The organism is Streptomyces sp. HM190 (genome assembly GCF_009857135.1).
GTDB lineage: Bacteria > Actinomycetota > Actinomycetes > Streptomycetales > Streptomycetaceae > Streptomyces > Streptomyces heilongjiangensis.
Genome location: NZ_CP047318.1, coordinates 5029800 through 5048024, shown reverse-complemented (window position 1 = coordinate 5048024; position 18225 = coordinate 5029800). Strand labels below are relative to the sequence as shown.

Sequence of the window (18225 nt, the reverse complement as noted above, 5' to 3'; positions counted from 1 at the left end):
CGGACGCCGAGCGGCCCCGGCCGACGCGCGTCGCGTCGGCCGGGGCCGCCCCACCGCTGCGGGACTCCGTCCCTCAGCGCACCATCCGGGCGGCCTCGACGGCCCAGTAGGTGAGGATGTTCTGCGCGCCGGCCCGCTTGATGCCGGTCAGCGTCTCCAGGATCGCCCGCTCCCGGTCGATCCAGCCCTTCTCGGCGGCGGCCTCGACCATCGAGTACTCACCGGAGATCTGGTACGCGGCGACCGGCACGTCCACGGCGTCCGCGACCTTGGCCACGATGTCGAGGTAGGGGCCGGCCGGCTTCACCATCACCATGTCGGCGCCCTCCTCCAGGTCGAGGGCCAACTCCCGCAGCGACTCGCGGACGTTGGCGGGGTCCTGCTGGTAGGTCTTGCGGTCCCCCCGGAGCGAGGAGGCGACGGCCTCGCGGAAGGGCCCGTAGAACGCGGACGCGTACTTCGCGGTGTAGGCGAGGATCGCCACGTCCTCCCGCCCGATCTGGTCGAGGGCGTCACGGATCACGCCGATCTGGCCGTCCATCATGCCGCTGGGCCCGACCACGTGCGCACCGGCGTCGGCCTGCACCTGCGCCATCTCGGCGTACCGCTCCAGCGTGGCGTCGTTGTCGACACGGCCCTCGGCGTCCAGCACCCCGCAGTGCCCGTGGTCCGTGGTCTCGTCGAGGCACAGGTCCGACATCACCAGCAGTTCGTCACCGACCTCGGCGCGTACGTCGCGGAGCGCGACCTGGAGGATCCCGTCCGGGTCCGTGCCCGGTGTGCCCAGGGCGTCCTTCTTGGCGTCCTCCGGCACCCCGAACAGCATGATCCCGGAGACCCCGGCCTCGACGGCCTCGACAGCGGCCTTCTTCAGACTGTCGCGCGTGTGCTGCACGACCCCCGGCATCGCGGCGATCGGCACCGGCTCGCCGACCCCCTCCCGGACGAACGCGGGAAGGATGAAGTCCGCCGGGTGCAGCCGCGTCTCGGCGACCATCCGGCGCATCACGGGGGAGGTGCGCAGCCGCCGCGGCCGCGTACCGGGAAAGGATCCGTACGTCGACATGCCTCTACGCTACGCCCGCCCCGGTACCCCCTTTACCGACGTACCGTCGGCGCCGCCGCCGCTCCGCCCGGTGACGATCGGCGGCCCGCGCGGTAACGATCGGCGCCCCGCACGGTAACGATCCGTGCCCCCGCGCGATGACGATCGCGGCATTCCGCTCACCCGGTGTGTCCACGCGTGCGTAACCTGCGAGGAGGGCACTTCGTGCCGGTACTCAGGTCAGAGGGGGATGACGTTGGGTCGTACGGGGGAGCGGGACCTCGCGTGTGAGAACACGGCGGAGGCCGCGGACGAGCGACGCCGTCTGTCCACGCTCGACCTGGTCGGCCTGGCCGCCGGGGGTGTGGTGGGCTCCGGGTGGCTGCTGGCGGCGGGGCCCGCCTTCTGGGGGCTCGGCGCGGACGCCATATGGGGGTGGGTGGCCGGCGGGGCGCTGATGCTGCTGATCGCCGCCGTGATGGTCGAACTGGGCATCGCCGTCCCCAAGACCGGCGGGCTGATCTTCCTGCCGCTCCAGGCCGCCGGGCCGCTCGTCGCCACCGTCGTGGCCACCGGCCTGTGGATCGTCTACGCGGCGAACCCGGCGAGCGAGGCGGCGGCCATGGTCCGCGGGCTGGCGTACGCGTACCCGTGGCTGCTGGAGAACGGGAACCAGCTGGCGCAGGCCGGCGGACTCGACCGGAGCGTGCCCCGGCCCTACGACCTGTCGACCAGCGGTCTGCTGTGCGCGGTGGCGTTCCTGGCGCTGATCATGGCCGTCAACCTGCTGCCGCAGCGCCGGCTGATCCGGCTGAACCTCGTCGTCACCGTGGTGAAGGTGCTGATCCCGGTGCTGATCGTCGTCTGCCTGTGGCGCTACGCGCTCGACACCGCGCACACCTGTGCGCCGGAGGACGTCTGGTACCTCAGCGGGCGGGAGAACAGCAGGGCGGCGCTCCAGGAGCGGGCCGGACGCCCGGAGCTCCAGCACTTCCTGTACATGGTGCTGGGCGGCAGCATCATCTACGCGTACATCGGCTTCCAGGCCCCGCTGGACTTCGCGGGCAACGTCAAGCGGCGCGGCCGGGGCGAGGCCGCCCGGCTGCGGTGGGCGGTGTACGGCACCCTCGTCGGCGCGTTCGTGCTGTACACGGCGCTCCAGTGGGTCTTCGGCGGGCTCTGCGGTGAGCTGACCGGCAACATGCTGGCGTCCCCGTACGCCCAGTTCGCCACGGCCCTGGGCGGGATGTGGCTGGTCTGGCTGATCCGGCTGAACGCGGTGCTGTCCCCCATGGGATCCGGGATCGTCTTCACCCACGCCCTGACCCGCGAGGTCGCCGCCCTCAGCCGCGCCCACCTCACCCACCGGGGGCTGCAGACGGCCCGGCGGGCGTCGTTCCGGTTCCGGGGGGCCGAGATCGACGCGTTCTGGATGATCCTGCTGGTCAACTTCACCATCGGCCTGGTGATGCTGCTGCTGGTCAGGGGCAGCTGGGAGGACCTGGTCGCGCTCAACAGCGTGCCCGCGCTGGTGGTGTACGCCATGCCGGGCGTGGTCCTGGTGGCGTTGAAGCCGCCGGGGTTCCCGGGCGCCCGCCGGGTGCTGCACCTGGTGCTCTCCTCCACCGCGTTCGTCGCGATCGCCGTGGTGATCCACGAGGCCGGGTGGGGCAAGGTGTGGCGGGGTATGGCGGCCGTGGCGGTGGGCTCGGCCCTGCTGCTCGGGCTGCCCCGGCTGGCCCGGCTCGACCTGCCCTTCCTGGGACGTCTGCTGCGCCGCTACGACGCCCGGGACCACGTCTCCCGCTTCGCGCGTCCCGACGACCCCGCCCGACGGCCGGCGCTGCTCTTCCTCACCCATCTGGCGGTGCTCGTGCTGTGCACCGGGGTGCGGGACGCCCTGGACGAGAGGTTCAGGGACGTGGGCCTGGTGACCCTGCCCGTGGCCGCCCTTTCCGCGGCCGTCCTCTTCCCCCTGCTGGTCACGGCCTGCCGCCGCTACATGAACGCCGTGCCGCCGACCCTGCCCGGTCCCCGGCGCGAGAGGGAGCCGGAGCCCAAGGCAGCGGTCACCGCAAGGACTTGATGACCCACTCCGCCGCCTCGCGCCGCCCGGCGTCCCGCAGCGCGGTCACCGCGTCGTCGCGGTGACCGACGTCGGACCAGCGGCCCACGGTGGCGCGCAGCAGCAGTTCCGCGTCCGGCAGCGGCAGCGCGAGGACCCCGCCGACGACCTCGACCACATCGGCCGGGGTCACCAACTGCTCGTTCTCCAGGAGCCGTTCGAGCAGGGTCCAGGCGACCTTGTGCAGCCCGGCGCGGTGCAGCCGGCCTGAGATGTCGGCGACGAGTGCGGCGTCGACCGTCAACGCGTGTGTGGGGTCGGACAGTTCACGGCACGCGGCGCGCACGGCGACGGGGTACCGGGCGACATGCAGGGCGCGCAGGCAGTCCACGAACCGGTCGCGGTCGGCGTCCGGCCGCATCACGGCCATGGCGAGCCGGCGCCCCAGCGTGTCGGCGGCGCGGGTCCGGTCCCCGCTGCGGACGATCCGCCCCAGCAGGGTCACCAGGTCGGCGCCGGACCGCCCCTCCTCATGGACGGCGGCCACCTGGCGCAGCATCCGGGAACACTGCGGGTCGGCGTCCTCCACCGACAGCCACTCGTCCAGCCGCGTCAACTCCTCCACCGTACGGGGCACCACCACCCCCGAGCCCTCGGCACCCGCCGCCGGACCACCGGCACGCGCCGCGGAAACACCGGCACGCGCCGCGGAATCGGCGGCGCCCGCCGCGGAATCTTCAGTACCCGCGGCGGAGTTGTCACGCCCCAACGCACCATCATGGGTACGCGACGCACCATCATGGGGACCGGCCGCACCATCGTGGGGATGGGCCGCCGCGTCGTGGGGACCGGCCGCCAAGCCCTCGGCACCCGCCACGATGTCCGCCAGCAGCTCACGGGTCGTGCGCGTCAGGGCGGGCTCCTTGTGCCAGAACGTCACCATCACGGCCAGCTCCTGCACGTTCGTGCGCGCGGCGGCGTACCGCCGTACCAGGGCGCACTTGGCGGGGGACGCCGAGTCGCCCCTGGCGAGCAGCGCGCACAGCTTGACCACGTGGCGGGGCTGCGCGGTGCGGCCGATGTGCTCGGCGAGAGCGTCGTGTCCGGCGCCGCGCCGGGCGATCAGCCGCGCCACCAGTTCCCTGGTGCGCTGCACCTCCGTGGCGTCGGAGCCGTTCAGCCGCTCGTCGACCCAGCGTTCCAGGACCCGCCCGACGGGGCTGAGGTGCTGGAAGGCGCCCGCGAGGTCGGCCATCTCCTCGTCCTCCTCGGCCGCCCCGCCTGCACCGCCTGCCTCGGCCGCCCCGTCCGGCCCGGCGGCGCCCGGCGGGCTGTCGGCGATCGCCCGCAGGGTCAGCCCGAGAAGCCGGTCGGCCTCGCGGTGGCAGCCCTCGTCGCGCAGCGCGGTGTGCAGCAGCGCCTTGTCGAGGTTGGTGCGACCGGAGCCGGGGCTCGCGAACACCTGCACCGTGCGCTGGGCGAGGATCGGCCGCCGCCGCTCCAGGACCCGCACGAACACCGCCACGTCGAACGCGGTGCGCTGGCAGGCCACGTCGTGCACGATGCTCGCGGTGATCGGGGCGCGCTCGCCGCCCGACTCCGCCTCGTACTGCATCAGCGCCAGCTCGGCCGCCTCGCCGACCGGCCGGGACAGGGCCGCCGTCGCCATCAGCATCACGGCGTCCCGCCCGTCGAAGTGGTCGGCGAGCCGGACCAGTTCGTCGACGGGGCGGCGCAGCGCGAAGGCGTGCAGGGCCCGCATGGCCATGGCCTCGCGGTGCTCCTCCCGCATCCGGCTCAGGATGCCCACGAACTGGGCGACCTGGATCCGTGTCACCCAGGCGTACGCCTCGTTGAGCGACTCGGCGAGGTCCGGCTGGAACAGGTGCTCGGTCCGGCGGCCGGTCCCCCGGCCGTGCGTGCCGCTCATCCGCCGCCCAGCATCGCGGGTTCGATCTCGCCCCAGTACCGGACGAAGTCGACCGGGTCGGGCAGGAGTTCGGCGGCCCGCCGGTCCACCCGGTGGGCCAGTTCACGGCTCTGCTCGTCGCCCGCCTTCAGCCGGACGACGACCCGGCCCGCGAGGTCGGGGCGGCGCATCAGGTCGGGAAGGTTGCGCTCCCCGTTGAGGAGCAGCTCACGGACCCAGCCGTCCACGGTGTCGAGGACGCGTGCCCGGGGCCGTCGGCCCTTGGCGTGGTTGGTGAACAGGGTGGCCGCCTCGGAGGCGTCGTTCAGCAGCATCCGGGGCGCGTGGTGGACCCCGCAGCCCTGCATGCTCTCGTCGATCCCGGCGCGGAGCGCCCCGAGCGTGAGGTCGTCGGGGTGGTCGGGCATGCCCTCGCCGAGGACGTTCAGCAGGTGCCCGCTGAAGGGGGTGCAGGTGTCGAGGGGGCTCGGGAGGTTGGCGCAGGCGTCGGCCCAGGCGTTGTGGACGGTGCCGCCGACCGCCGTGAGGACGCAGGTGCCCTGGTGGCGGGTGCCGAGGGCACCCGGCAGCACGGACTCGGCACCCAGGTGGGGCAGCATGTTGGAGTAGCAGCAGTCGGCGATCAGTACCTTGAGGCCGGCCCGGCTCTTCCTGATCGCCCGGTACACGTACCAGGCGGACAGCCAGGTCCAGGGTTCGTTGATCCGGGACGAGCCGACCGCGAAGTGCACCTGGCCGCCGGGCACGTCCTGCCAGTAGGCGCCGTGCCCGACGTACACCACGAGCAGGGTGTCCTGGGGGCCCTCCCCGGCGGCGGCCGCGTCGTGGAGGGCGCGCATCACCCCGTCCGCGGTCCGGGTCCGCTCCGGCGCGAGGACCGGGTCCCCGGCATCCGCGCCCCACTGCGGGTCCCGTGCCAGCGCCGCCCCGTACGCGCGGGCGCTCGCCTCGATCGTCGGATACCCGTCTATACCGGAGTCGTCGTCGTACGACCCGACGCCGATCACCAGGGCACGCGAGGCCATGCCCGTCAGCTCCCTTCGGGGGTGGCGGGCCCCACGGCACCACCGGCGTCGTCACCGGGACGCTGCGGCGGCGCGGGGTCCTGCGGCGGATCGGGCGTGCCCGTACCCCCAGCGCCCTCTGGCGTCTGCGTCTGCGTCTGCGTCTGCGTCTGCGTCTGGACGATGATGGTGACCGTCGGCGGGTCGAGCCGCCGCCCCCGCCAGGTGTCGACCGCCCGCTGCGCGGCGACCCCCATGGCGGCTCCCACCGCGCCCTCCAGCAGCGCCTCCAGCAGCGAGTAGGCGAGGTCGCCGCCCAGCGTGCCCTTCTGCCCGACCCTCTCCAGCCGCCAGTCGAGCCCCGTCTCCCGCCCCAGCTCCTCCAGGAGCTCCTGGGGCTCGTCCAGCCCGACCGGCCCCTCGACCTTCACCGAGATCATCGCTGTCATGCTCCCGTGCCTCCCCCGTCGGCCCGCGCGGTACACGTCCACTCTGCCAGCGCGAACACCACCTCCGCGAGGGCGAACTGACGCACGCCCCGACCTTCTCACGCCCCCTGGACGCCGCCTCCTCGCGTACGGGTGCCTTCCTCGCCCCTGACGACCCGCGAAGGGCTTCCCGCCGGGCGCTCAGACCGCCCGCCCGGAGACGGCTTCCACCTCGGCGGTACGACGGTCGCGCTCGGCCCGGCAGTCCCGGCACCATGTGCCCGCCGGCTGGCGGAAGCTCATCGGGACGGAGCACTGCGCGAAGTCCTTGAGGGTCGCGGGTGGGGCCGGGTACCCCCGAGGGGCAGGCTTTGGCCAGAAGTGCATGGGATCGCGATCGCAATTTTGGTACAAATGATCGACTGACTGCTCCTCACACGTTCATACGTCGGAGCGTCAGACGTGCGGTCAGGGGCCCCACTTGAGGGCAGTGACCTGCGAACGAATCCGCGAGGGCGTCCACGGGGGTAGGCGTGAGCGAGGACAGGCCCGTTGTCTCGGCCGAGATACCGGAGTTCACCGGGAATCTGGAGCAACTGGAGACCGACGCCGGGGACATCGCGTTCGACGGCATGGCGATCGGTGCGGCGGGTCTGCTGATCGACGCCAACTTCAACCTGCTGGAACCTTTCTACAAGGCCCCCGAGGCCGACCAGCTCTTCGCGACGACGGCGCCGGTCGCGTCGGCCGGCAACGACCTGCACACCGAGCTGGGCACGGTCTCCAAGGCACTGCTCGACTACGCGGCCGAGGTCCGCCCCCTGGTCGACCGGCTCAACACGCTCCGCGAGGAGGCGGCGGCGTTCGAACGGCGCGTCGCGGACGACGACGACTGGGTGGCGGACGGCGACCTCATCGACGAGAACACGGCCCGCCGCAACGCGGTGAACGCGGCCTGGTCCGCCTTCCAGGCCGCCGAGCGGGCCTGCCACAACAAGATCGTCGCACTGGTCGGCGGGGATCCGCTCGTCGTCGACGACGGCTCCGGCAAAGAGAACATGTACGGCTACCGGGGCGAGGACCTCAACAATGCCGGAGGTCTGCCGTGGGGGGACCCTGTCGAGGAGTCCAACCCCTGGTACTACTTCCACGAGCACGCCTGGGACTTCACGGTCGGCTTCGTCGTGGACGGCGTGTGGGGCACGATCAAGGGCCTGGGCACACTGGTCGGCTTCAACGGCTGGGACGCGGCCGGACAGGCCTGGGTCGGCCTCGGCAAGCTCGCCACCGGCGTCCTGATCACGGGAACGCCGCTCGGCGCCGCGTACTGGCTGACCCCGGCCGACAGACTCCCCTCATGGCTGCGTGACTCCCGTACGGCGGTCGTGGAGACCGGCAAGGCCCTCATCGCGTACGACGAGTGGGGCAAGAACCCCTCACGCGCCGCCGGGGCCGTCACCTTCAACGTCCTCACCACCGTTTTCACGGGTGGGACGGGAGGCGCGGTGGCGGCGACCGGCAAGGCCGGTGCGATCGCGAAGGCCCTCTCCTTCGCGGGCAGGGCGGGGCGGATCGTCGACCCGATGACGTACATCGCGAAGGGCATCGGCGGGACCGCCGTGAAGATCGGTGACGTCATGGCCGGGCTGCGGGGGATCACGAACGGCACGCACATCAGGCTCGGCGAAGGCACGTATCGGATAGCCGACACCCCGAACATCGCCGACGATCTCCCCGCCGGTCTCACGCCCGAGAACTCCGTCCGCATGACCACCCCCGAGGGCGAGGTCGTCTACCTCGACACCAAGACCCTGGTCATGCACAACGCGGACGGGACGGTACGGGAGTCCTTGGACGCCATCCGGCACGAACGGACGGCGGAGCAGCGCGCCGGGGAGACCGTCGGGCGAGGGGAGCCCACGCGGGAGCCGGCGGGCGTACGGGAGACCACGGCAGTCGGGTCCCGCGTGGGGGACGGTGCCGAGGCAGTCGGCCGTGGGGGAGACGGCATCACCACGGGCGGCGGGCGGGGCGGCAACGGACTGCCACACCAGTCAGGTGGTTTGGGCGGGTCCGGCTGGCTCGACGGTCTGGGGCGATCCGGTGACGAGACGGGGGGACTCGGCGACGAGGCGGCCGCAGGCGGCAGGACGGACGAAGGAGCCGCTGGCGGAGGCGAGCCGCATCCGGGACGTGCCGACCCGTCGGACCCGCGTGCCGTCATGCAACGGCACGTGGACCTCGCCAACAACGATCCGCGCTGGTTCAAGGACCATTACCGCTCCAACGGTTACCGCAGGTCCGCCTCGGTCGAGGTGTTCGGACAGCGTCTGCCCATTCTGGTCCGCGATCCGGCGGACCCCGCCAAGTGGATCTCCAAGAGCGATCTTCCGCCCGCGATCCAGGCACGCTACCTGGACCCCAATCCGCACGGGACGGGGGTCCGGACGAGTGTCGACAGCGGTGTGCTGGAACGTCTCGACGAATGGGCGGCCTCGCGCCGCGACGCCATCGTGGCCGACAAGGCGGCCGAGAAGACGCTGACCGCCGCCGAGAAGGAGTACCTGAAGCACCGAACCGCCGAGGCGGAGGCGGCGATGGACGCCGCCGAGGCCGCGCACTCCCCGTTGCACGGCGACATGCTCAAGCAGAGCGAGTTGTTCGGTGAGCGGGTCGCGGAGTACCACGCCATACCGGAGCGCTATCCGGGAGCACGGCGCGTGGACGACGGGGCCTTCGGGAACAACCGGTTCGATCAGATCTATCAGAAACCGGACGGAAGCTTTGTTGTCGTTGAGGCCAAGGGGTCACTCAAGGCAAGAATCGGCGAACGTACAAGCTATCTCGGCAACAGAGTCCAGCAGGGAACTCGAGAATACTTCGAAACAATCCTGGACCAAATGCAGGAAAGGGCAAGAAAAGCGAAAGATGCCGAGGAAATGAAGCTTGCGAGAGATCTCCGGAAGGCTCTCGTCAGGGATAGGGTGGATTACGTACTGGTCAAGGCGGACGCCACACCGGACGGCAAATATGCTGGCTACGACATGGAGCAGTTCAACATCAGTAATCCCGGGAGCAGCCGATGACCACACACGTGCCGCGCGAGGACGAACCACCCTCCGAGGATCCGACGAGCTTCATCGAGTCAAGTGATCGGGGCCTGCTTGAGGATGTCGAGGAACTTTCAGAGTATCCCGAGGGCTTCGGCCTGACCTTCAGCAGTGCGTTGAGCGCCGCGCAGTTGCACTGTCTCCACGATCCCACCGCCGACAAGTCCGAGACCTGGGAAGCCTGGGTGGCGGCGATGCAGGTCGGCTCCGCCCTGTTCGCGGCGGCCACGACCGCGGAGGAATCGGTGGAGTGCCAGATTGCGCATGAGAAGCGCACGATTCCGGCCATCGGCGCGCAGCATTTCACCGACGCGGGAAACTGGATTAGTGCGTTCTGGCTGGCGATCGTCTGCCGTGACCAGGAACGGATGACGCGGCTCTGCGACGTGCCGATCGATCTGCTGCGCGCCTCCGGCGCGGTGTACGACGAGTACGTTTACCACTGGGTCGACGCGTTGCAGGCCTACTGGATGGAACGCCCCGACCTCGGCGACAAGTTCACCGCGGCCTTCCATGGCACCGACCCGGACCGGCTCCGGGTCGCTCCCCGCGAGCTGATGCTGAAGCTCCTCTATCCACCGCTCGACCTGTTCCTGCAGTTCCTCAAGCGTGACGAGGAGCAGTTCAACGCCACACTCGTCCAGGCGCTACGGCTGCACAAGGAGTACTGGAACGCGGACAAGGACCGACGGGAGTCCATCAGCGGAACCGTCGCCCTCGGCCCCCTCGCGGTCGCCTGCCTCGCCTACGACGCGGGCATGCCCATCAATGTCGAGTCCGAGTACCTCCCCAAGCACCTGCTGGAGCGTTCCTGGGTGGGCGAGTTCGAGACGTGATGCCCACCCGAGGCGCTGTCAGGGCGGCTTCGTTCGGAGACGAGGTCGACTGTGAGCCGACCGTTGGCGACACCGCCAACCAGGCGCGAAATCGTCAGAGCTTCGTCTTCCGGCAGCCGGCTCAGGGATACCCTCACCAGTTTTCCGGACCTGCTGAGAAGCAGATCGGGAATCTCGTCCTCGTAGAACCGGATCTGGCCGATAACGCCTTCCGTAGCGGAGTGGAATGCCAACACTTCGATCAAGGCGTCGATCTGCGCCATGGATTCGGCATGCACTTCTTGACGGACCGTCAAGGCTCAGCCCTGGTCCGTTCTGATCAGCTCGCCGACCAGGACACCGCCGATGCGCCTGGCGGGACCGCGGGCGGCCCAGACGGGGTGGTCGTCGGACTCGTCGGCCAGACCGTCACCATCCTCATGGCCGAGGTGTCGGCGCAACTCGGAGAGCACCGCGTCCGGCACCGTAGCCGCCAGGTTCAGGGAGACGTCGACTGCGCAGAGGTCGGCCATACGGTCAGAGTACTGACGCCGCTGACGCCCCACCGAAGCTACTTCAGCGCCTGAGATCCAGCTCGGCCCAGACGGTCTTGGACGGCACCGGCCCGGCCACGACACCCCACCGATCCGCCAGCTCCTCCACGAGCCACAGCCCGTAGCCGCCTTCGGCCGGGGCGCCACCGGCCACCGGCGCACGCACGGGCAGACGATCACCCCGGGAGTCGGTCACTTCGATACGCAGCACGCCGGGCGGAGTGACTTCGAGCGCGAGGCGAAAGCTCCGGCCGAGGACCCGGCCATGGGAGGCCGCGTTGGCGGCGAGCTCGGCGACGACGAGCCGCGCGGGATCCAACGGCAGCCCCCACGAGCGCAGTTGCTCCGTGGCCAGAAGTCTGGCCAGGCGGGCTCCGCGACGCGTGGCGGACAGCGGTACCGAGAACCGGTGGGGCGGGTCGGCAACGGCGGCGGGCGCGGAGGGCGCGGTAACGGAACTGCTGGTTCGGGTGATCCGATCGCTCATGTCACACAGAGTGGTTGCGCGTGCATAGCCTGTGAAGGGACGGCGCCCGTGCGGAGAGTGGCTGTCCGGGTGCGTGCCGACCGTTGTCCGGGCCGCACCGGGGTGACGCGACGCGGGCGACGGAGTTGGGCGAGTGGTGGCGTGACGGAAGGCGGCGGACGACGTGGGCGACTGGGACGCGGGGCCGGAGGACGACGAGGCCGGGGCGGTGATGAAGACGGTTGCCCGCCAGCTGAAGCTGTGGCGCGAGGCGGCGGGTCTCACCCAGGCGGAGTTCGGGGCGGCGATCGGGTACGGGGAGGAGCAGGTCTCCTCGGTGGAGCGGGGGCGGCGGATCCCCCGGCCGGAGTACCTGGACCGGGCGGACGGGGCGCTGGGCGCGAACGGCAAGATCATCGCGATGAAGCGGGACTTGGCGGAGGTCCGGTATCCGAAGAAGGTGCGGGACGTGAAGCGACTGGAGGCCGAGGCCGTCGAGATCTGCTCCTACAACAACTCGGTCATCGACGGGCTGCTTCAGACAGAGGAGTACGCCCGCGCGGTGTTCGGCTCACGACGGCCGCCCTTCAAGGAGGACGAGCTGGAGCAGAGGGTCGCCGCGCGCCTGGCACGACAGGAAATCATCGAGAGCCCCACAACCCTTCCCGTTCTCAGCTTTGTCCAGTGCGAGTCGACACTGCGACGCCCCTACGGGGGCAAGATGGTGATGCGCAGGCAGCTCCAACGGCTCTTGCACCTGGGGGAGTTGCGGAACGTCGACGTACAGGTAATGCCGCTGGGACGTGAGGGAAACGCCGGGGTCGACGGCCCGTTCCGAGTGCTCAGACTCAACGACGGCTCCACCGTGGGTTACAACGAAGTCCAGCTCATCAGCCGTGCGATCACCGAGCCGAAACTTGTTCAGATCCTCGATATCCGCTATGGGACCATCCGGTCACAGGCTCTCACGCCCCACGAGTCGCTGGCCTTCATCGAGAAACTGCTGGGAGACACATGATCCGCAAGCCCGACGGGAACGAGACGTCGCTGGAGTGGATAAAGAGCAGCCACAGCGGCGCCGACACTCCCTCCTGCCTCGAAGTCGCCACCACCCCCGCCACCATCCTCGTCCGCGACTCGAAGAACCCCCGAGGCCCCCGCCTCGCCCTCACCCCCACCGCCTGGGCGACGTTCCTCCCCTACGCCTCCGGCCACTGACAGCGCGACCGCGGAAGACACACAAGACGGCGGGGCGGCGGTCCCAAGACCCGCCGCCCCTCCCGTACGACCCGTACGACCCGTACGCCCCGCACGACCGGCCAACCCGCTCAGGTCGTGCTGCGCCTCCGCCGTGCCCCCGGCCGCCGCTCGCTCGGCCGCGTCACGGGATCGCCCGCCTCGACCGCGGCCGCGCGCCGCCGCATCCCGAAGTCCGCGAGCGCCTCGGCCAGCTTGTGCACGGACGGCTCGGGAGCCATCACGTCCACCCGCAGCCCGTGCTCCTCGGCGGTCTTCGCCGTCGCGGGCCCGATACAGGCGATCACCGTCACGTTGTGCGGCTTGCCGGCGATGCCGACCAGGTTCCGCACCGTGGACGACGACGTGAACAGCACGGCGTCGAAGCCACCGCCCTTGATCGCCTCACGGGTCTCCGCCGGCGGCGGCGAGGCCCGCACGGTCCGGTAGGCGGTCACGTCGTCGACCTCCCACCCGAGTTCGATCAGCCCGGCGACCAGCGTCTCGGTGGCGATGTCGGCCCGCGGCAGGAACACCCGGTCGATCGGGTCGAAGACGGGGTCGTACGGCGGCCAGTCCTCCAGCAGCCCGGCCGCGGACTGCTCACCGCTCGGCACGAGGTCCGGCTTCACACCGAAGGCGACGAGCGCCCTGGCGGTCTGCTCGCCCACCGCGGCGACCTTGATCCCCGCGAAGGCACGGGCGTCGAGCCCGTACTCCTCGAACTTCTCCCGCACGGCCTTGACCGCGTTCACCGAGGTGAAGGCGATCCACTCGTACCGCCCGGTCACCAGGCCCTTGACCGCGCGCTCCATCTGCTGCGGGGTGCGCGGCGGCTCGACGGCGATCGTCGGCACCTCGTGCGGCACGGCCCCGTAGGACCGCAGCTGGTCGGAGAGCGAGGCGGCCTGCTCCTTGGTGCGCGGCACCAGGACCCGCCAGCCGAACAGCGGCTTGCTCTCGAACCACGACAACTGGTCGCGCTGGGCCGCGGCGGAACGCTCACCGACCACGGCTATCACCGGCCGGCCGCCCTCCGGCGAGGGCAGCACCTTGGCCTGCTTCAGCACCTGCGCGATCGTGCCGAGCGTGGCGGTCCAGGTCCGCTGCCGGGTCGTCGTACCGGCGACGGTGACGGTCAGCGGCGTGTCGGGCTTGCGGCCGGCCGCGACCAGTTCGCCGGCGGCGGCGGCCACGGTCTCCAGCGTCGCCGAGACCACCACGGTCCCGTCGGACGCGCCGACCTCCGTCCAGCACCGCTCGGACGCCGTGCGCGCGTCCACGAAGCGCACGTCCGCGCCCTGCGCGTCCCGCAGCGGCACACCCGCGTAGGCGGGCACGCCCACGGCGGCCGCCACACCGGGCACCACCTCGAACGGCACGCCCGCGGCGGCGCACGCCAGCATCTCGCCGGTGGCGTAGGTGTCCAGGCCGGGGTCCCCGGACACCGCACGGACGACCCGCTTGCCGCCCCGCGCAGCCTCCATGACAAGATGTGCCGCATCCCGCACAGCGGGTGCACCAACGGTTGTCGACGCGCCGTCAACAACCGTCAGCTGAGGCGTGCCTGTGCCCGAAAACGTATCCGCTGAAGTAGCCGCGGAAGAGGCCGAGGACGTCACGGCAGCGGGCGACGGCGGGCCCGTGTCGGTGTCCAGTACGGCGACGCCCGGACGGGCATGCGCGCGCACCACGTCGAGCACGTCGTGCTCGGCGACGAGGACGTCCGCGTTCGCCAGCGCCTCCACGGCGCGCAGGGTCAGAAGTCCCGGATCCCCGGGTCCGGCACCGAGGAAGGTGACGTGACCGTGGTCCGGACCGGCGGAAAGGGTGGTGGGGCTCAATGTGCTCGCTCCCCCATCAGACCGGCCGCGCCCTTGGCGAGCATCTCGGCCGCGAGTTCACGGCCGAGCGCCATTGCCTGGTCGTACGTCCCGGGCACGGGACCGGTGGTGGACAGCTGCACCAGCGTCGAGCCGTCGGTGGTGCCGACGACGCCGCGCAGGCGCATCTCCTTGACAGTCTGCCCGTCGGCCAGAAGGTCGGCGAACGCGCCCACAGGTGCGCTGCAACCGGCCTCCAGGGCGGCGAGCAGGGACCGCTCGGCGGTCACGGCGGCCCGTGTGTACGGGTCGTCGAGTTCGCCGAGCGCGGCGACCAGCGAGGCGTTGTCCGCGCCGCATTCGATCGCCAGTGCCCCCTGGCCGGGGGCGGGCAGAACGGTGTCGACCGACAGGAAGTCGGTCACCTCGTCGATCCGGCCGATCCGGTTCAGTCCGGCGGCGGCCAGCACGACGGCGTCCAGCTCACCCTTCCGCACGTATCCGATCCGGGTGTCTACGTTCCCGCGGATCGGCACCGTCTCGATCGTCAGGCCGTGGCTGCGCGCGTACGCGTTCAGCTGGGCCATCCGCCGCGGCGAGCCGGTGCCCACGCGGGCGCCCTCCGGCAGCTGGGCGAAGGTGAGGCCGTCACGGGCGACCAGCACGTCCCGCGCGTCCTCGCGCACCGGCACGGCGGCCAGTGCCAGCTCGGCGGGCTGCGCGGTCGGCAGATCCTTGAGCGAGTGCACGGCGAAGTCGACGTCGCCGCGCAGCAGCGCCTCCCGCAGCGCGGCGACGAAGACGCCCGTGCCACCGATCTGCGCCAGGTGCTCGCGCGAGACGTCGCCGTACGTCGTGATCTCCACGAGCTCGACGGGCCGCCCGGTCACCTGCCGGACCGCGTCCGCCACCAGCCCGGACTGGGCCAGGGCGAGCTTGCTCCGCCTGGTCCCGAGCCGCAGCGTCCCACCAGCCGGCCGCTGGGGCGCCTCACGTGCCTGCTCACTCATGATCGCCCTCGGTTCTCGGCGTTCTCTTGGCTGTCATCGGCCCGGGACACGGCGGCGACCGTCTCCTGGTCCAGGTCGAACAGGGTCCGCAGCGCGTCCGCGTACCCGGCGCCGCCGGGTTCGGCCGCGAGCTGCTTGACCCGTACGGTCGGCGCGTGCAGCAGCTTGTCGACGACGCGCCGCACGGTCTGGGTGATCTCGCCGCGGTGCCGGTCGTCGAGGCCGGGCAGCCGGCCCTCCAGGCGGGCGATCTCGCTCGCGACGACATCGGCGGCCATGGCGCGCAGCGCCACGACGGTGGGGGTGATGTGCGCGGCCCGCTGGGCGGCGCCGAAGGCGGCCACCTCGTCCGAAACGATCCTCCGCACCATGTCCACGTCGGCGGCCATCGGCGCGTCGGCGGACGCCTCGGCGAGGGACTCGATGTCGACCAGGCGGATGCCGGGCAGCCGGTGCGCGGCCGCGTCGATGTCCCGCGGCATGGCCAGGTCCAGCAGCGCGAGCACGGGCTCGGGCCGGGGCGCCTCGGCGACCGGCTCGGGCCGGCGCAGTTCGGTGATCCGGCCGGTGACGGCGAAGGTCGCGGCGAGCGCGGCGATCAGCTCGGCGTCGGCGGCGGGCGTACGGCGGGCGGCGGTGCGCCGGTCGACGGTCGCGTTGTCGACCCAGGCCGCGTGCTGCTCCAGCGTCGCCGCGTCCATCCCGGCGACCGCGGCCTCGCCGTGCACGGAGAAGCCGCCGCCCTGGACGGCGGGGAGGTCGAGCGGGCAGTCGTCGTCGGTGCCCGGCGACATCGGCGGCAGCACGGGCCGTATGTCGTCCCGCGCGTCCGCGCGGTGGTCGTGTCCGGCGGCGGCCGTGCCCGCGGGCACCCGTCCCTCGATGGCGGCGGCGACGGCGTCGGCGGTCAGGACCAGGCCCGTCGCACCGGTGCAGGAGACGACGACATCGGCACGTGTCAGCTCGGAAGGCACCGATTCCATCGGTACCGCGCGGGCCAGCACGTCCGTTTCGCCCTTTTCGCCCTGCTCGCCGAGGATCTGCGCGAGCCGCTCGGCCCGGTCGTACGTCCGGTTGGCGACCACGATCTCGGCGACTCCGGCCCGCGCCAGCGTCGCGGCGGCCAGCGACGACATCGACCCGGCGCCGATCACGACGGCCCGCTTGCCCCGGGCCCACGCCTCGACGGCGCCACCGGCGGTGAACTGCTCCAGACCGAAGGTCACCAGCGACTGCCCGGCCCGGTCGATCCCGGTCTCGGAGTGCGCCCGCTTGCCGACCCTGAGGGCCTGCTGGAACAGGTCGTTCAGCAGCCGCCCGGCGGTGTGCAGCTCCTGCGCACGGGCCAGCGAGTCCTTGATCTGGCCGAGGATCTGCCCCTCGCCGACGACCATGGAGTCCAGCCCGCAGGCCACCGAGAACAGATGGTGGACGGCCCGGTCCTCGTAGTGCACGTACAGGTACGGCGTCAGCTCGTCGAGCCCCACCCCGCCGTGCTGGGCGAGCAGCGTGGACAGCTCGGCCACACCGGCGTGGAACTTGTCCACGTCGGCGTACAGCTCGATGCGGTTGCAGGTGGCGAGCACGGCGGCCTCGGCGGCCGGCTCGGCGGCGACCGTGTCCTGGAGCAACTTGACCTGCGCGTCCAGGGACAGCGCGGCCCGCTCCAGCACACTCACCGGAGCGCTGCGGTGACTCAGCCCGACGACCAGGAGACTCATGCCGGCATCACGGCGGGGACATCCCCGTCGGGTCCCTTCCCGGACTCCTTGGGAGCCAGCGGTACGGCCCCGGGCTCACCCGCGGCCTCCTCGCCGGCCTTGCGCTGCTCGTGGAAGGCGAGGATCTGCAGCTCGATCGAGAGATCGACCTTGCGCACGTCGACACCGTCCGGCACGGACAGCACGGTGGGCGCGAAGTTCAGGATGGAGGTGACCCCGGCGGCGACGAGCCGGTCGCACACCTGCTGGGCGGCGCCGGCGGGCGTCGCGATCACACCGATGGAGACGCCGTTGTCGTCGATGATCTTTTCCAGCTCGTCCGTGTGCTGGACCGGGATGCCCGCGACCGGCTTGCCCGCCATCGCCGGGTCGGCGTCTATCAGCGCGGCGACCCGGAACCCACGGGAGGCGAACCCGCCGTAGTTGGCCAGGGCGGCGCCGAGGTTACCGATACCGACGATCACGACCGGCCAGTCCTGCGTGAGACCCAGCTCACGGGAGATCTGGTAGACGAGGTACTCGACGTCGTAGCCGACGCCCCGCGTCCCGTACGAGCCCAGGTACGAGAAGTCCTTGCGGAGCTTCGCGGAGTTGACCCCCGCCGCGGCCGCCAGTTCCTCGGATGAAACGGTGGGTACCGAGCGCTCCGACAGCGCGGTCAGGGCACGGAGGTACAGCGGAAGCCTGGCGACGGTGGCCTCGGGAATCCCTCGGCTGCGGGTCGCCGGTCGGTGAGTTCGGCCAGTTGCCACGGTGCTCCTGCGGGTAGAGCGGGGCTGCGGGCGGTCATGCGTCCCCAGACCGCCCCGTGCAAAGCAGGCTATGTCTTTGTGAACGCGTGCACAAAGATGGTGTCCGATTTGCCCGGCCAACGTGACCGGGGTCACGCGCGCTCGACGGGCGCGCGTGGAACCGACACCCACGTGCCTTCGTTCCTCACGCGACACCCAGCCCGGCGCCTTGCTCCACGGGGGCAAAACCGCACACTCTCCTCACGAATCCCGCCCCCGAGACCAAT

At 71.4% G+C, this 18225-nt stretch carries 15 protein-coding genes; 5 read left to right on the top strand and 10 right to left on the bottom strand.

The genetic code is table 11. The features are described 5' to 3' along the window. Window positions 1–73 precede the first annotated feature (73 nt). Window positions 74–1066: a porphobilinogen synthase gene (gene hemB, locus GSY65_RS21505; protein ID WP_159771312.1), complete on the bottom strand. Its 993-nt coding sequence runs from the start codon at window positions 1064–1066 to the stop codon at window positions 74–76. 229 nt (window positions 1067–1295) lie between these two features. Between hemB and GSY65_RS21500 the strand changes: the two genes are divergently transcribed. Continuing rightward, window positions 1296–3131, top strand: a complete 1836-nt coding sequence (locus tag GSY65_RS21500; protein WP_159771309.1) for an APC family permease — start codon at window positions 1296–1298, stop codon at window positions 3129–3131. Here the strand turns inward: GSY65_RS21500 and GSY65_RS21495 are convergent. Genes GSY65_RS21495 through GSY65_RS21485 form a run of 3 tightly spaced genes read right to left on the bottom strand, consistent with a single transcriptional unit; the run spans window position 3115 to window position 6493 of the window. Further along, the gene (locus GSY65_RS21495; RefSeq protein ID WP_159771306.1) at window positions 3115–5040 is read right to left on the bottom strand and encodes a hypothetical protein; all 1926 of its coding nucleotides are present in this window, start codon (window positions 5038–5040) and stop codon (window positions 3115–3117) included. The two genes, GSY65_RS21500 and GSY65_RS21495, sit on opposite strands and share 17 nt — an antisense overlap. Continuing rightward, window positions 5037–6065 (bottom strand): hypothetical protein, encoded by a 1029-nt coding sequence (locus GSY65_RS21490; protein ID WP_159771303.1) that lies wholly within the window; start codon window positions 6063–6065, stop codon window positions 5037–5039. The genes GSY65_RS21495 and GSY65_RS21490 overlap by 4 nt, the downstream gene beginning before the upstream one ends. Before the next feature lie 5 nt (window positions 6066–6070). Beyond that, window positions 6071–6493 carry a hypothetical protein gene (locus GSY65_RS21485; RefSeq protein ID WP_159771300.1) on the bottom strand — a complete coding sequence of 141 codons (423 nt, stop codon included), beginning with the start codon at window positions 6491–6493 and terminating at the stop codon, window positions 6071–6073. Between the two features lie 512 nt (window positions 6494–7005). Here GSY65_RS21485 and GSY65_RS21480 point away from each other — a divergent pair. Both GSY65_RS21480 and GSY65_RS21475 read left to right on the top strand, forming a co-directional pair. Further along, window positions 7006–9558 (top strand): hypothetical protein, encoded by a 2553-nt coding sequence (locus tag GSY65_RS21480; protein WP_159771297.1) that lies wholly within the window; start codon window positions 7006–7008, stop codon window positions 9556–9558. Then, window positions 9555–10418, top strand: a complete 864-nt coding sequence (locus tag GSY65_RS21475) for an immunity 49 family protein (protein ID WP_159771294.1) — start codon at window positions 9555–9557, stop codon at window positions 10416–10418. The genes GSY65_RS21480 and GSY65_RS21475 overlap by 4 nt, the downstream gene beginning before the upstream one ends. Window positions 10419–10717: 299 nt before the next feature. On the opposite strand, the gene GSY65_RS21470 is transcribed toward GSY65_RS21475, so the two are convergent. Both GSY65_RS21470 and GSY65_RS21465 read right to left on the bottom strand, forming a co-directional pair. Beyond that, the gene (locus GSY65_RS21470; protein WP_159771291.1) at window positions 10718–10930 is read right to left on the bottom strand and encodes a hypothetical protein; all 213 of its coding nucleotides are present in this window, start codon (window positions 10928–10930) and stop codon (window positions 10718–10720) included. A 43-nt stretch (window positions 10931–10973) separates the two neighbouring features. Then, entirely contained in the window at window positions 10974–11438 is a 465-nt protein-coding gene (locus tag GSY65_RS21465; protein WP_159771288.1) for an ATP-binding protein, read from the bottom strand. 163 nt (window positions 11439–11601) lie between these two features. Between GSY65_RS21465 and GSY65_RS21460 the strand changes: the two genes are divergently transcribed. Then, on the top strand, window positions 11602–12435 hold the full coding sequence (locus tag GSY65_RS21460; RefSeq protein WP_201452615.1) for a helix-turn-helix domain-containing protein: 834 nt from the start codon (window positions 11602–11604) through the stop codon (window positions 12433–12435). After that, a complete protein-coding gene (locus GSY65_RS21455) occupies window positions 12432–12635 on the top strand; it encodes a DUF397 domain-containing protein (RefSeq protein WP_159771285.1) in 204 nt (67 codons plus the stop codon). The genes GSY65_RS21460 and GSY65_RS21455 overlap by 4 nt, the downstream gene beginning before the upstream one ends. A 110-nt stretch (window positions 12636–12745) precedes the next feature. Here GSY65_RS21455 and GSY65_RS21450 read toward each other — a convergent pair whose 3' ends face one another. The 4 genes from GSY65_RS21450 to GSY65_RS21435 are packed head-to-tail and all read right to left on the bottom strand — an operon-like array spanning window position 12746 to window position 17959. Then, the gene (locus tag GSY65_RS21450) at window positions 12746–14497 is read right to left on the bottom strand and encodes a uroporphyrinogen-III synthase (protein ID WP_159771282.1); all 1752 of its coding nucleotides are present in this window, start codon (window positions 14495–14497) and stop codon (window positions 12746–12748) included. Next, on the bottom strand, window positions 14494–15486 hold the full coding sequence (gene hemC, locus GSY65_RS21445) for a hydroxymethylbilane synthase (protein WP_159771280.1): 993 nt from the start codon (window positions 15484–15486) through the stop codon (window positions 14494–14496). The genes GSY65_RS21450 and hemC overlap by 4 nt, the downstream gene beginning before the upstream one ends. Beyond that, entirely contained in the window at window positions 15483–17207 is a 1725-nt protein-coding gene (locus tag GSY65_RS21440) for a glutamyl-tRNA reductase (protein WP_159771277.1), read from the bottom strand. The genes hemC and GSY65_RS21440 overlap by 4 nt, the downstream gene beginning before the upstream one ends. Beyond that, a complete protein-coding gene (locus GSY65_RS21435) occupies window positions 17204–17959 on the bottom strand; it encodes a redox-sensing transcriptional repressor Rex (RefSeq protein ID WP_159771274.1) in 756 nt (251 codons plus the stop codon). The genes GSY65_RS21440 and GSY65_RS21435 overlap by 4 nt, the downstream gene beginning before the upstream one ends. Window positions 17960–18225 lie beyond the last annotated feature (266 nt).